General features: G+C 31.5%; 18 protein-coding genes. 9 read left to right on the top strand and 9 right to left on the bottom strand.

The window, feature by feature from the left end:
* Window positions 1-2: 2 nt before the first annotated feature.
* The gene (locus DL91_RS04050; protein WP_048190347.1) at window positions 3-206 is read right to left on the bottom strand and encodes a helix-turn-helix transcriptional regulator; all 204 of its coding nucleotides are present in this window, start codon (window positions 204-206) and stop codon (window positions 3-5) included.
* A complete protein-coding gene (locus DL91_RS04045) occupies window positions 203-619 on the bottom strand; it encodes a hypothetical protein (RefSeq protein WP_052374132.1) in 417 nt (138 codons plus the stop codon). The genes DL91_RS04050 and DL91_RS04045 overlap by 4 nt, the downstream gene beginning before the upstream one ends.
* A gap of 657 nt (window positions 620-1276) precedes the next feature.
* On the opposite strand from DL91_RS04045, the gene DL91_RS04040 reads away from it, so the two are divergent.
* The 4 genes from DL91_RS04040 to tnpB all read left to right on the top strand — a co-directional run bounded on the left by DL91_RS04040 (window position 1277) and on the right by tnpB (window position 5505).
* Window positions 1277-2230: a prenyltransferase gene (locus DL91_RS04040; RefSeq protein WP_156095960.1), complete on the top strand. Its 954-nt coding sequence runs from the start codon at window positions 1277-1279 to the stop codon at window positions 2228-2230.
* A 25-nt stretch (window positions 2231-2255) separates the two neighbouring features.
* Window positions 2256-3179 (top strand): prenyltransferase, encoded by a 924-nt coding sequence (locus DL91_RS04035; protein WP_048190346.1) that lies wholly within the window; start codon window positions 2256-2258, stop codon window positions 3177-3179.
* Between the two features lie 222 nt (window positions 3180-3401).
* A complete protein-coding gene (locus tag DL91_RS12755; protein ID WP_052374129.1) occupies window positions 3402-3887 on the top strand; it encodes a plastocyanin/azurin family copper-binding protein in 486 nt (161 codons plus the stop codon).
* 478 nt (window positions 3888-4365) lie between these two features.
* Complete coding sequence (gene tnpB, locus DL91_RS04025; RefSeq protein WP_048190345.1) at window positions 4366-5505, top strand: IS200/IS605 family element RNA-guided endonuclease TnpB; 1140 nt, start codon at window positions 4366-4368, stop codon at window positions 5503-5505.
* A gap of 322 nt (window positions 5506-5827) precedes the next feature.
* Here the strand turns inward: tnpB and DL91_RS04020 are convergent, their stop codons facing one another.
* The 4 genes from DL91_RS04020 to DL91_RS04010 all read right to left on the bottom strand — a co-directional run bounded on the left by DL91_RS04020 (window position 5828) and on the right by DL91_RS04010 (window position 8893).
* On the bottom strand, window positions 5828-6406 hold the full coding sequence (locus DL91_RS04020; protein WP_081882597.1) for a GAF domain-containing protein: 579 nt from the start codon (window positions 6404-6406) through the stop codon (window positions 5828-5830).
* Window positions 6407-6446: 40 nt separating this feature from the next.
* Window positions 6447-8009: a thiamine pyrophosphate-binding protein gene (locus DL91_RS13095; protein ID WP_156095958.1), complete on the bottom strand. Its 1563-nt coding sequence runs from the start codon at window positions 8007-8009 to the stop codon at window positions 6447-6449.
* Between the two features lie 31 nt (window positions 8010-8040).
* Complete coding sequence (locus DL91_RS14135; RefSeq protein ID WP_231551486.1) at window positions 8041-8160, bottom strand: rubredoxin; 120 nt, start codon at window positions 8158-8160, stop codon at window positions 8041-8043.
* Between the two features lie 271 nt (window positions 8161-8431).
* On the bottom strand, window positions 8432-8893 hold the full coding sequence (locus DL91_RS04010) for a hypothetical protein (RefSeq protein WP_048190344.1): 462 nt from the start codon (window positions 8891-8893) through the stop codon (window positions 8432-8434).
* A gap of 118 nt (window positions 8894-9011) precedes the next feature.
* Between DL91_RS04010 and DL91_RS04005 the strand changes: the two genes are divergently transcribed.
* From DL91_RS04005 to DL91_RS13415, 4 genes are all read left to right on the top strand, one after another.
* Window positions 9012-9584 carry a TetR/AcrR family transcriptional regulator gene (locus tag DL91_RS04005; protein ID WP_048190343.1) on the top strand — a complete coding sequence of 191 codons (573 nt, stop codon included), beginning with the start codon at window positions 9012-9014 and terminating at the stop codon, window positions 9582-9584.
* Between the two features lie 239 nt (window positions 9585-9823).
* On the top strand, window positions 9824-10000 hold the full coding sequence (locus DL91_RS13420) for a hypothetical protein (protein ID WP_156095956.1): 177 nt from the start codon (window positions 9824-9826) through the stop codon (window positions 9998-10000).
* Window positions 10001-10445: 445 nt separating this feature from the next.
* The gene (locus DL91_RS04000) at window positions 10446-11039 is read left to right on the top strand and encodes a hypothetical protein (RefSeq protein WP_048190342.1); all 594 of its coding nucleotides are present in this window, start codon (window positions 10446-10448) and stop codon (window positions 11037-11039) included.
* A 172-nt stretch (window positions 11040-11211) separates the two neighbouring features.
* Window positions 11212-11382: a hypothetical protein gene (locus DL91_RS13415; RefSeq protein WP_156095954.1), complete on the top strand. Its 171-nt coding sequence runs from the start codon at window positions 11212-11214 to the stop codon at window positions 11380-11382.
* Window positions 11383-11404: 22 nt separating this feature from the next.
* Here the strand turns inward: DL91_RS13415 and DL91_RS03995 are convergent, their stop codons facing one another.
* The 3 genes from DL91_RS03995 to DL91_RS03985 all read right to left on the bottom strand — a co-directional run bounded on the left by DL91_RS03995 (window position 11405) and on the right by DL91_RS03985 (window position 14182).
* Entirely contained in the window at window positions 11405-13087 is a 1683-nt protein-coding gene (locus DL91_RS03995; protein ID WP_048190341.1) for a SulP family inorganic anion transporter, read from the bottom strand.
* Between the two features lie 179 nt (window positions 13088-13266).
* Window positions 13267-13773, bottom strand: a complete 507-nt coding sequence (locus DL91_RS03990; protein ID WP_048190340.1) for a GNAT family N-acetyltransferase — start codon at window positions 13771-13773, stop codon at window positions 13267-13269.
* Window positions 13774-13885: 112 nt separating this feature from the next.
* A complete protein-coding gene (locus DL91_RS03985) occupies window positions 13886-14182 on the bottom strand; it encodes a hypothetical protein (RefSeq protein ID WP_048190339.1) in 297 nt (98 codons plus the stop codon).
* Window positions 14183-14345: 163 nt separating this feature from the next.
* Between DL91_RS03985 and DL91_RS03980 the strand changes: the two genes are divergently transcribed.
* The gene (locus tag DL91_RS03980) at window positions 14346-14696 is read left to right on the top strand and encodes a VOC family protein (protein ID WP_048190338.1); all 351 of its coding nucleotides are present in this window, start codon (window positions 14346-14348) and stop codon (window positions 14694-14696) included.
* Window positions 14697-14710 lie beyond the last annotated feature (14 nt).

Genomic DNA, 14710 nt, shown 5'->3' with positions numbered 1-14710 from the left:
CCTTATTTTTCGTCATTTTCAAAGATAAATATATCTTCGATTTTTTCCCCGAGAACCATTGCTATATCATGTGCTAATTTTAGGGAAGGATTGTACTTTCCTTTCTCTAAAAAACCAATGGTTTCCCTTCTTACTCCCACTTTTTCGGCTAACTGGGCTTGAGTAAGATTGTATCTTGCTCGATATTCTTTCATCCGAGTTTTCATTCCACATCGCCCTTTAAGCTGTAGTAAGTATTCGCAACTAGCATGGTGCTGACCATGACAAAAATCACCAGTCCAAAGAGTTCAGTAGATTGGAACTGACGATTAGAATAAAATCCACTGAACAGAAGGAAGCAAATAAATCCTAGAGTGGTAAACCAAGACCATGTAGCGGATGTGGTTCCTATCTTCAATAGTCGTTCATCTTTGGGGTTATACATTCCAATGTAAGAAAAGAAACTAGATATAATAATTAATGCACCTAAAAGTACTGCTATAGTAATGTAATCGTTTAATGTTTTCAAAATTATCATGTAAACTGCACTTATCAATAATATTGCAGATCCTATCCACATTAATCCTCTGTTTAATTTGTATGAGTCACTGCTTTTATCAATTATTTTATTTTTATTCATTAATTCCCACCTTCAAATATATAATTCTAACATAATGATATAAAATTCTATCATTATATTATATAATTCTAACATATACTATTTAAACTTTTAGTTGTAATTAATTATCAATATCACAGCATATCGGTTTATCTAATACACACCTATTAAAGAATCGCTTATATCTCATGAAAGTTATAATAAGACGTTATTATAATTTGTCTCTGAAATTTATCGCTAAATAATGTAATATCTTAATCTAATTTCAAAAGATTGCCAAAAAAACAAATATGTATCAATATATACTAGGTCACTAAATACAAAAGAAAATAACTTCAATGAATGAATTATTAAGTTTTTAGACCTATAATCATTAATATAACAAATATATTCTACAATTAAGACTTAAATAGATACTTGTATCTTTCTGATTGAATATAATATAAATGTATAATCATATCAGAATAGGATAAATTAATTAATTATAGTAAAATATATTTCTTATGTTGTATAATATTGTAATAGGGTGAAATAAGTTGCATATGATTTACTACTATAAATCATCCTATTTTGTAAATAAATTGTGAAAATCAAAAATAAAACTAGATACAATACTGTAAAACCATGTATTATGGATATTAATTATCTAAAAAGAAATTTAAGGTTAGGGGGATTATTTTGTCTGAAACCATCACTGTTAAACCTAATAACAATGTTAATAATTTATTGAAATTTATCAAACTGGGAAAACCGCAATTTGCTATAGGATTGTTCTTTTATTTCAGTCTTGGTGCTCTACTTGGGGTTCTCTTTAATGCTGAATTTGTTTTAAGCAAATTTATACTAGGATTTGCTATTATATTCTTATCAACATGGGCAGTTCACTATCATAACGATTATTATGATTTTGTTTCAGATCATTTTGGCACTCCAACAGCTATTTCTGGTGGTAGCGGAGTACTAGTTGAACATCCTGAATGGAGAAATAAATCTAAAATAATGGGCATCACACTAATTGGATTAGCCATTGGCATTTCCATACTTTTTACATACCTATTTTCCTACTCAATAACATTTATCCTCTTTGTTATTGTTGCAAATCTTATAGCATGGTTTTATGCTGCTCCACCATTTAAACTGTCTTATCGCGGCTTAGGTGAATTTGGAAATACTGCAATCGGCCTTTTATTTCCAGGTTTAGGTTACTTTGCCCTAATTGGAACGTTAAACCTTCCCTTTTTTGTTTTTGCCATTCCAATGTTGTTTTTACAATTATTATTTACACTAAGCGTAGAAATCCCTGACATGGAAGGAGATAGATTAGGGGGTAAAATGACATGGATTGCTTCTAAAGGTCGTGAATTTGGATTTAAAATCATGGCAATATCAGGATTATTGGCAACTATTTCATTTCTAATACTACCATTCACAAATCTATTTCCCCCAATAATCGATTTCCGTATAGTTGCCCTTATATCATTAATTCCATTGAGTTTAGGAATAATTGAACTAATAAAAAAACCATTAGACAAATTCACTGCCACAAAATACTGTATTTACAACCTAGCATCAATATTTGCAGCTGTTATACTAATTAATGCGTACTTCATTTACCTCATAAAAATAATATAATACTTCCATCATATTTGGAAATACAATGGAATATAATCTTATCACAGTATCTAAAATTATTAAACTTGGAAGGTTCCAATATTTACTTGGAGACTTCCTTTTATTTACAATGGGAGCATTATTAGCTATTTTGTTTAATGCCGAATTTGTTTTAAGCAAGTTTGTACTCGGATATGCTATTTTATTTACAGCCCATCTATCTGTACATTATAGTAATGACTATTTTGATTCCAATGTAGATCAACATACTCCACCAACATTAATTTCTGGTGGTAGTGGTATCCTAGTTGAAAACCCCGAATTAAAAGAGTTTGCAAAATGGTTTTCAATAATTATAATGAGCCTATCAATTATTCTTACAGCGGTTTTTACTGTTGTATTTAAATATCCCATAACATTTTTCTTATTCTTATTATTTGGTAACTTGTTAGCATGGTTTTACACTGCACCTCCAATCAAATTATCTTATAGAAGGTTAGGAGAAGTTGCAAATATTATAGCAGTTGTTATATTCCTTGGAACGGGTTACTTTGCTTTACAAAGAACATTAGATCTATCTTTCTTTTTATTTTCAATTCCCATTATTTTTTTAAATTTGATATTTATAGTTAGCTTTCAAATTCCTGATATGGAAGGTGACAAATTAGGAGGTAAAATTACTTGGATTGTTCTCAAGGGTCGTGAATTTGGATTCAAAATTATTGCAATATCCGGATTATTAGCAACAGTTTCATTTTTGATCTTTCCTTTTACGAACATATTTCCATCGATAATAGATTTCCGTGTACTCGCTTTAATCTCACTCATATCTCTATCGTTGGGAATTATTGGAATAATAAAAAAACCAGTTAATAGGGAATCAGCAACAAAATTAGCTATTCTTAATGTAGCAGCTCTTTTCATTATTTCATTACTAATAGATCTGTATTTCATTAAACTCATTCAGTAATACAATTATTATTTAATTGAAAGAGCATTATTGAGATCTTTAACAGGCATAAATATATATTTCCTTCTTAAATGAAAAATTCATAGATTTATGATATTTTAACTTCCTATTTCTATATAAAAAAATACAATTTAATGGAAAATTTATTAATTAGGGTGTATTAAGATAATATATGGTGAAATAGGATTTGTAATATTCTTAAAAATTTGGGGGATAAAATAGATGAAAAATATAAATTTTATATTTTTAGGGATTTTATTAACTATAGGTATCGTTGCAGTTTCGGGGTGTACTTCACAATCTAGTACTGTAACTATACAGAATATGGCTTTTAATCCTTCTACAGTACATATTACTGGCAGTACTACAATTATTTGGATTAATAAAGATAACATAGAACACGAGGTTGTCAGTGATACTGGTTTATTTGACAGCGGTGTTCTGGCCCCTGGTGAGAGTTTCAATTATACATTTAATCAAGCAGGTGACTATGCTTACCATTGTGCAATTCATCCATCTATGGTCGGAATTATTGTTGTTTCTTCATCATCTATGGTAAACAGTACTAACAACAGTAGTACATCAACAGTAACCCCAATACCGAGTTCACCGATACCATCTAGTCCAGGAAATAATCCTGCACCAAATAATCCTGCACCAGCCCCAAGTAATCCCGGTGGATCTGGAACAAGTGGACTAGGGTACTAAAAATTTATTTTCCTTTTTTATTACGGTTAAAATTCTAATTCAGAATTAGCTAATTATTAGTTTGAATGTTTACTAATTTTTCTTTGAATCCGATATTAAGAGTATCCCTACAGCCAATGATATAAGTCCTCCAGGGATAACTATAGAATATAAAAAACTACTGATTAAAATAATCACACCTAACATACAAAATATAATTCCTAATCCTAACTTCTGCTTATTCCTCATAATAATCAACAATAGACTGGATATTTTAATCTCTTAGAAAGTTGTTGGACTTCAAGAAATTCTGATAAGAAAGAAATTTATGAAAAATACCTTAAGTACAATCCCTGCTTTATATATTATTTTTTTAGTCAGACACATACTTAAAATTTTTGAAGATGTTTATCGAAAGGTTGGAGAATACCCCATCCCTGAGGGTGGGGATGAATCCAACCACAATATATTAATAATAATTTAACAATAAATAATAATTATGTTTAGAGCATACAAATATCGGATGTACCCTAAACGGGAGCAGAAGGATATCTTCACTAAATTTTTTGGTGCTATTCGATTCGTCTATAATTGGGGATTAGAACAGAAAATCCGAACATATAAAGAAAATGATAAAGCAATTAGTCGTTTTGCTCTTAACAATGAATTAGTAACCCTTAAAAAAGAAAATACATGGTTAAATGAAGTGTATAGTCAATCATTACAAGGAGCTACTCTTAATCTTGAAGATGCCTTTAAAAGATTCTACCGTAAACAAAACGATTTCCCCGGATTCAAATCAAAGAAAAATAGGGTACAATCATTCAACGTTCCACAACATTATAAAGTCGATTTCGATAACAACATGATACGTTTACCTAAGATTGGATGGGTTAAAACAAAGCTACACCGCACCTTTAAAGGCAAATTAAAGACAGCAACTGTATCAATGACAAATACAGATAAATATTATATAAGTATATTGGTGGATGACGGAGAAGAACCTCCAGTTAAGATGGGTTTCAGTAAAGGAACTACTATCGGGTTGGATATGGGTTTAACTCAATTCTTAACTACTAGTGATGGTGTTAAGGTGGATAATCCACGACCATTAAAACAACAGCTAAAACGACTTAAATGTGAACAACGTAAACTTTCACGTAAAGAACGAGGCAGTAATAACTGGAATAAACAAAAATTAAAAATATCAAAAATTCATGAACGAATATGTAATGTTCGTGAGGATTTTCAGCATAAACTTAGTAAATCTATTGTATGCGAGAATCAAGTAATAGCAATAGAGAAACTGAACATTAAAGGCATGATACGAAACCATTACCTTGCACAGAGTATTAGTGATGTAGGATGGTCTAGTTTCATGAAAAAACTGAAATATAAATGTGAGTGGTACGGTAAAACTTTACTCCAATTAGGACTGTTTGAGCCATCCACTAAAATTTGCAGTAATTGTGGATACCACAACAATGGAATAAAATTACATCAACGTGAATGGATTTGTCCAAACTGTGAAAAGAGACATGACCGTGATATCAATGCAGCAGTTAATATTCGCGATTTTGCTTTGGATAAACAGAATTTAATCAGTACCGTAGGAACTACGGAAATTAAGCTTCTCTGAGAAAACCACAAAAGTGGATTCAATGAAGGAAGAAACCCCTTCCAAAAGAAGGGGTAGTTCACTCTTGTTATACGTGTAAGGTTATATTTTAATGTGATTATTCTATTTTGAAGGAAAGGGCTTGTATTACTTTTTTAATTGATAATCATTGGAACAATTGAGATAAAAAGTATTTAAAATCCCTATTTGTGTTATTAACAATGTGATGACTAAGTTAACTGTTATATTTATTATGGATTTTTTTATATCAGTTTAACTATTACAATTCTGATAACATTTTCCATTAATTTCTTGTAATAATTGCACAAATTCAATCTATTTCTCAATAAACTAATTTTTTAATAGCATATGAATAAATATCTGCCACTGCATCTGTTATGTCAACATACCTCGATGTGTAATCTTTTTCAGGGTTTCCCAGAACAATCTGACCAATTATAATATCATTATATATGACAGGGACTGATAAAAATTGAGAAACAGGTACATGACCATCTGGAAGACCGTGAGCTGCAGGATGAACTTCTGGGTTATTGATGTAAAATGATTCACCAGTATCCAAAGAGTAACCGAGAAGACCGCCATATGTACCATCTTTTCTAATCTTAAAACGTGCTTCACCTTTATCTGCATACATCTGGCAACCATCAGTCATATGCGAGAATGAAATTCCCACACTGTCTTGGTTTATAGGATCAACATATGCAATGTAACAGTTCTCACTACCTGTCAATCGTTTAGATTCATCCATAATAATATCTGAAATTTCTTTTAGTGAAGAACCAGGCAACATATTATTGATCCTTTCTCTTAAGGAGATAATATCCTGATTATCTATTTTAATCCCTGTACCCATTCCAAAATCAGCTTTCTCTTGTTTTCCACTTTCTTGATTGCTCATAACTGTCCTCCTAATTATTATTTCTATTTTATCATTGATATTAAATAAATCTTTGTGGATCTGTGTTGATATCTACTATTACTGGTTTATTGGTTGCAAGGGCTTTTTTAACTGCTTCAGGCAATTCATTAGGATTTTCTACTTTGATTCCTATTCCCCCACAAGCTTCGGCATAACTTTTAAAGTCGCAGCTTTGAAGTTCGGTTTGCCAGTTAGGATAGTTTTCTACCTTTTGTTCTTGCATTATCATTCCTAATTGTTTGTTATTGAATAAAAATATTTTAATTGGGAGTTCGTATTTTACTGCCGTTAAAAAATCTCCCATAACCATTGTAAATCCACCATCTCCAGTGATACATACAACTTGTCGATCAGGATATGTTATTTGTGCAGCCATAGCAGCAGGTAGACCAAAACCCATAGAACCCAGGTACCCGGACAATAACATTTTTTGTTTGTTAGTCATCCAGAAGTTACGACCAAACCACCATGCATTTTCTCCTACATCCAGAGTGATGATGGCATCATCATCTAACTGATCATTAAGGGTTTTTATAATAAACTGAGGCCTTATGGGTGAACTTTCTGTGTCTATTTCTTCTTCAAGTAAATTGATCCAATCTTGTTTCAATTTTTCCATTTCTTTTAAATAATTGTTGTCTTCACGTTTTTTAACAAGATTTAATAATTCAGGTACTATTTCAGTACTATTTCCAACCAATCCAACTTTAACCGGGTATTTTTTGGCAATCATCATTGAATCAATATCTACTTGTACTGTTGGTTTTTCTGGGATCTGGCTTTGATCAGAGTATGATGCACCTATAACAATCAGTAGATCGGATTTTTGTACAAGATCAGAAGCTGCGGTGGATCCTATTGATCCATGACTTCCCATGTATAGATGGTGATGTTCATCTACCAAACCTTTCCCTCTGAAAGTAGTTATTATTGGTGCGGTTATTTTCTCTGCTAGGTGTATTAGATTATCACCTTGACCCATACAACCAAATCCTGCAATTATCACCGGCCTTTTGGATTTATCAATGACTTTTACTGCATTGATTAGATGTCTTGGTGATTGTGAAACTGCACGATTGGCAAGGTTTCCTGCAAAATCTTTTATCTTTGTATTGTATGGTAATTTCTGCATATCATTAGGTATACCCAGGTGAGAAACCCCCCTTTCCATTAATGCGTGTTTAATACCACGAGTTACGAGACTTGTTGCTTGTTCTTTGGACATAACTGTTTTGTTAAATACACATATTGGTTCAAAGAATGGGTGCTGATCTATTTCTTGAGTAGCACCTGTACCAATCCTATGTCTTTCTACTTGTCCTGTTAAAGCAAGTACTGGTGCGTGATCTAATTTTGCATCATATAACCCTGTTGCTAGATTTGTTGCCCCTGGTCCTGCTACTGTTAGACATGCTGCTATATGGCCCGTGAGTTTACCATATGCTGAAGCCATAAATGCTGCAGTTTGTTCATGTCTTACCTGAAAATATTTTATTTTTTCATTATTCTTTACTGCATCAACCAATCCTAAAGCTGAAGTTCCAGGTATTCCAAATACAAATCTTACACCCCATTCTGCCATTTGTTCGATGATTATTTCAGAAACATTATGTTCAATTTAATAATTCTTCTTTTTCCTCGTCTAATACCACAAAAACGCTTTTTGGTGAATTACAAACTGGACATCTCCAATCATCAGGTAAAATCGAATTTATCCTCTTCCTTATCCTCATCATAGATATAATTACAAACAGTACATCTATACTCTGCCATATAATACCCCTAAAAATTTAGATAGCAATTAATTGTTATTTATTTCTTTAAGCACAGAATAAATTTACTAAAATAAAAAAATAAAAATGATTCACAAGTTATTTCAGCAATATTAGTCTGATAGATTCAGATTAAATTAAAGCTTTAAAAAATATAAATGGGAAAATAAGTTTTCTTCCTGCTTTAATTGTCTTGGATTTGGTAGAATATTTTAATATTCGTATTTATAGATTATAAACCAAAACCTGCTGTCAGCAGCATATACAGAGCCCAAACCAATATGACTGTAAGAATTACCAATTCCTTCCATGCTCTTCCAGGACTTGCTTCTATTGCATAAGACATTATTTTTATAGGTGATATTGGTGGTTCTGGTGATTCTTCTGTTTTCAATGGCTTTGAAAAACTGTGGAAATACAGTTGAATAAGTAACATTCCAACAAATAGTCCAGTAATGAAGCTGATATACTGCATTCCTCCAGATATAAACAGGAGACCTAATAAAATTAACGCCATAACTAGGAGAAATATATCCTGTACTTTGGTTGCACTAGTTTCCCCATTGTAAGATGAATCAAGCAATTTACGCCTTCTTTCGTACTTTATAAAAAAGAAAACGTAAAATTTGATCAACGAATACACAACGAAGAATATTAACAATATCTTAAGACCAAACAATGCATAATCTGCCATTTTATCCCTCCTTTTGAATAAAATAATTTTGTTGACCGGCAGTCAATTAATATGTATTAATGGTTAATAAATTTAATGTAGATACTTTTAAATATACTATCGTTCAATAAATGATACAATGACAAGAGTTGTACCAGATTACAAGGAAATAGCTAGATCTAATATTTTAAAGGCTTCCATCAAAGTTTTCTCTAAAAATGGATTTCATGGAGCCACAATGAATGAGATCGCCAAGGAAGTAGGTGTTAGCAAGGGAACATTATACACTTACTTCCAAAGTAAAGAAGACATACTAAACGAAATATGGATATTGTCCAGTCAAAATATTTTAGATCTGAAAAATACCTATAAAGGACGAGATTTCATAGATGTACTCGAAGAATTATATGTTATGATGGTTGAATCACCAGGATTGCAGTTATCCTTTGAAGTAACATTAATATCACAGCAAAACGAAAAGATAAAAAAAATCAATCAGAAATCCTATAAATCAAAATTGGAATCATTGAAGATATTTATACAGGATCACCAGGAAAATGGCAGTGTTAGAAATGATTTAGATGCTGATTTATTAGCTCAGATTTTAACTGGTTTATACACAGATGTAGCAGCACAGCTATTAATTGGACTTGATAATGAAGAAGTTCATGAAAAATGGATAAAATCAATAAAAGCCATATTAAAACACTAAACTGTTATTTTATCCAATAATCCAATCATTCTTGAAATTAGGATTCAGAACATTTTGACTATACATTTGACTATTATTTGACTACCTATTTGACTAATTTTACAAATTTTATTGTATTTTTACATAGTTCGCTAAACTATGTTTTAGTGATAATTGGTTTCAACATGGTTACCCAAATAAATTTGGTTATATTCATGAAACCTAAAATTTAACAGTTACAAAAAACAATTATTATAATCATGAAGTTAACAAAAATTGAAGGTAAAATAATTCAAGAATGCGATTTTGGAAATGATAAATCTAAAATTGTATTTACAGATGGAACAATATTAGAATTTGAAATGTGCTTAGATGGAGATCCTCCTTTACTTAATGTTTTTCTCACTAAGCCTGGAAAAGAACGTAAACTTTATTAATCAAATTTAAGCCTTTTTAAGAAACTCACAAAATAGTTAGAATTCCCTAAGATTTATTTATAGGGCTCCTATTAATTTTAATTGGAAAATACTTCTCTATAATAATTACAATCAGATATATTACTCAAAATGGGGATTAAAATGATGATAACCCCACTTATTATCTACTTGTATAAAGTATTGAATATTATAAATTATATCTTTTTAGGAGGAATCATATCTTTTAGGTTCAAGGATTACCTAAATTAATTTATTCAAATATGCTAATTTTGATGTATCTGTCCATGTTAACTCCATATCAACACTGAATAACATTTGTTTGAAAACATTTATTTAATTAAAATGTAATAGATGATTTTATAATGATGAATATTCTCTTTAATCAAATTTCCATGGAATATTCAACAAAACTTCAATCAAAGTGAGATATAAATGGTGTGAAAGTATGAACAAAAAGATTTCAATATTGATTATTTTAGTAGCTATAATTGGTATTTATGGATTGTTTTATGTTGCAGTAACAAATGTTCTAATGCCAATGGAACTAGATAGTTTTAAAAATGATTTAAATGGAATGCCTCAACTTCCAGTAAATAATAATTCTACTATTAATGATCTAGAAAATTCTGCAGATATTATTGAGAATAACCCTTCATTGAAGTATATGTCTCAGAGCCAAAGATCCGAAATGGCTAATCAAATGCGACATCTTAATTCTCCACCAATAGGATTTTTAAATCAAAATTTTACCGATTATAATAATTTTTATACTAGCAGTGTTTTAGCATATAAACTAATAGGAAATGGAACTCTTGCTAATGAAATAAGTAATCTATCAAGTATCACTAATAACCTAACGTCTTTAACAAACGAATCAGCAGCTATAGATCAAAAAAGTGCCAATGACTTTGAAAATGGAGACGATAAAGCATATGCTGAAGATTTGAGAAGTAGTGCCAATAATCTGAAGCAATATAATAAGGTAATGGAAGATTTAAAAACCCAACTACAAAAAATAATAAACCAATTAGGCGGATAAAAAAACATCAAACAGGAAATGGGAACCAAATATAAGCTCTGTTTATTGGGCCTATGTATATATTTGGTAATTCATATGAAAAGCTCAAAGGATGTTAATTAACTTTTTTTAATAAAATAATAAAATAGTAACTATTAAATCATAGTTCCAATTAACTTAATTTTGAAGCAAAATGGCTGAAAATATCAAATGTCCCCGTTGCGGATTTAAAGGTCAAATGAATAGATTTATTCGTCCTTTAAGTTCCAAAGATGAAAATTCAGAACCAAAACAGAGTAAATATAGAACCATTCTTGTTACAGAGAATTACTGTCCAAAATGTAAAAAATGGTTTAAACTTTAATTTTGTGACATCCTTCTAAAACTTATTTCTTATTTTCTGTGTCCCATTTTTCAATACAATCTTCAATACTTAAACAGATTGTAGAATCCACTATTTCCTGTTCGAGCCTGGATTTTCTTATGGAGTCTCTTAGATGTCCGTGCATGTTTGCTGCTTTAATTTTAATTCCTCGAAGCTTAAGTTCGTCATTTAATTCCTCCAACATCTGGATTCCAGAGTAATCAATGAATGCTGAAGCTTCAAAATCCAATACAAATAATTTTGTATCTTTAAATTTGTTATCCACAAGATCTATAATGGTATTTTTTACACTGTCTGTATTAAGGAATATCTGGGATCCATCAACTCTTACAACAAGGGTATGGGATATTATTTCACTTTCAGGATGGCGTTTAACATCTAAAAACTGATCAGTACCAGGTATACGTCCTAATATTACAACATCGGGATTGTACATGTTTCTGAGTAATCCCATTATTGACAGTATCACACCAATTACAATTCCCTGTAGCGCTCCTAAAAATAGTACAGATAATAGTGTTGCAATGGCAATAGTGAATTCTATCTTACTAAATTTATATATGGTTTTTAAATGTGGAATATCCACCAGAGCTTTTATAACATAAAGTACAATTGCTGCCAGTATGGCTTCGGGTAAGTTATAGAAAAGGCCTGTGAAAAGAAGTAAGACTAAAAGAATAACCAGTGCAGATACTCCTCCAGCTAACTGTGTTTTCGCACCACTTTCTTCGTTTACTGCTGTACGGGATAAACTTCCCCCGATGGGTAATCCCTGGAAAAGACCAACAGCAATGTTGGATAATCCTAAAGCAAGTAATTCCTGGTTTCCATCAACTTTATATCTGTGTTTAGCTGCATATTCCTCTGCAAATAAATAACCCTCAATGTAGCTTACCAAAAAGACAGTAGCAGCCAGTGTCAAAAGAACATTAATATCAATTAGATTGGGATCAGGAATAATTACACCTGGAAGTCCCGGGGGAATGTATCCCACTAAGTGAACACCTAAAGAAGCCAGATTGGTCAAAGTAATAAGAAGTATTGATCCTAAAACCAGAAATAGTGTATTGGGCAGTTTAGGAAACCTTTTAGTGGCCACATATAGGAATATGATCCCACCCACACCAATGGCAAGAGTATAGAGGTTTGTTTGACCTATATGCATAAAGAGGTAGTACATTCGCTCAAAAAAGTTTCCTGTGGTTCCAGTAATTCCAAATAGTTTTGGAAGCTGTCCAGAAGCAATAAATAATGCTATACCTGCTAAAAATCCAGTTAAAACAGTTTTTGATATGAATTTAACTATGAATCCTAATCTAAAAGTCCATGAGATGAATGCTAGTATACCTGCTGCTACAGCTATCAGTGAAGCCATCATGAGATACTGAGCTGCATTTACAATCAGTAAAGAACCCAGTGTAGAACCAACAAGTATGGAAATTGTAGAAGTTGGTCCAACAGATAACTGACGGGAAGAACCAAATATAACATAAACCAGGAGTGCAATCAGTGCAGAATAAAGACCCACTTCAGGTGGTAAATTTGCCAGAGAAACAAAGGCTATGACCTCAGGGATTGTAAAAGCACCTAATGTAATTCCTGCAATAATATCTGGCCGCAACCAGTCTCTATTGTAAGATCTGGCCCATTTGGTAATTGGGAGGTACGATGAAAAGTCTTTCATAATTTTTTATTCCAATAAACGTATTATATAATAATACTCTAATCTGTGAATCATTTTAATTAAAATTAATCTATCTCGGGGTGTTAGAATAGAATAATATTACTGATTTCAGTTAATAAGATTAGGTTTTCCAGTAAAATTTAACAACACTTGTAACATATCAGCAAGTATATTTTGGTCTACAGTAGATCATCAAAAGCCATAGAATATTTAAGTACACCATTTACTCTACAAAGAGCATCTGGTATTAGATCATATACCATGAAGACATCTTCAGGAACTTCAAATGGGTGTTGGATGCCATTTTGTTCTGCTGGTTTAAATCCAAAACGAGGATAGAATTCAGGATGCCCGACTAGTATTATAATTGAATGTCCTTGATTTCTGCATTCAACAATCCCTTTTTCAACAAGTTTAGATCCTATACCCTGATTTTGATATTCAGGTAGAACAGCAATGGGTGCAAGTATAAGTGCGGGAAATGATTCCTTATCATTTTCAATGGTTAAGGGGCTGAAAAGTATATGGCCAACCACTTTACCCTCAACAATTGCAACTATTGAAATAACATCCATAGAATTTCTGATTCTTTCAACGAGAGTTGCTTCAACATCACTAGGGAATGCCTTGAGATTCACTTCCCTGATTGCAGAATGATAATCTGTTTTTTCCATACGAATAATCATAAAATATACTTCTTGATTTTATTGATAGTTTATACACTTACATTGCATTATACTAGTAAATAAATTCAATTTATGGGGAAAAATAAAGAAATAATACTGTCTATAAACTAATTTACCCACCCTTTGACATGAATTTTTTAACCATATTCTCCACCGATACAACCTCATCTTCGGATGGAATGTTAAGTTGGAATGGATATTCTTCTTCACTGAATCTTTCAAGAAGTATTATACCATTATCTGTATCTGATGTTACTTCAAAACGTTTTAATTCGCCTAAAGGAATGTTCTCAAGCATACTTAACATTTGCTCTTTGGTTTTCTTATCCAATCCTTTGATAAAAAATTTCATTATGGCCATATTAGATTCCAAGGAATACCCAAACTCCAATATTTTCACTTCAACCATTATATAACACCTCTTTCTATCAAATCAGCTTTGAATATAGAAAAGTTTCTTATTATTGGATATAAGGATTTAAGGTATAAACTAATTTTGATAATGAAAAAAAATTACCAAATGGGAAAAATTAAATTATTAATTACAACAATTATTCATACAGGTGACAAATATGAAAGTTAAATACGCTACCATCATAGTTGAGGATATGGCTGAGTCAACTAAATTTTACACAGATGTTATGGGACTTAAAATAGATAGCCAACACAACCCTTACCCCGGATTAACAATCACACTATTGAAAGGGGAAGGAGATGCTATGATAGAACTCATAAAAAATACAGAAAATGAAACTGGCCTATTTTCAGTGGGAATGGAAGTTGAAGACATAAACACCACGGTAAAAGAACTCAAATCCAAAGGTGCCAAAATCACCAAAGAACCCATGCCAATAACAATTGGAACCCTTGCATTCTTAGAAGATCCAAATGGGGCCACAATAGTGCTAATTCAACATCATTAATCCTCATCAAATCA

This window comes from Methanobacterium sp. SMA-27, from assembly GCF_000744455.1.
Lineage (GTDB): Archaea > Methanobacteriota > Methanobacteria > Methanobacteriales > Methanobacteriaceae > Methanobacterium_B.
This window is presented reverse-complemented; position numbering and strand designations above follow the sequence as displayed.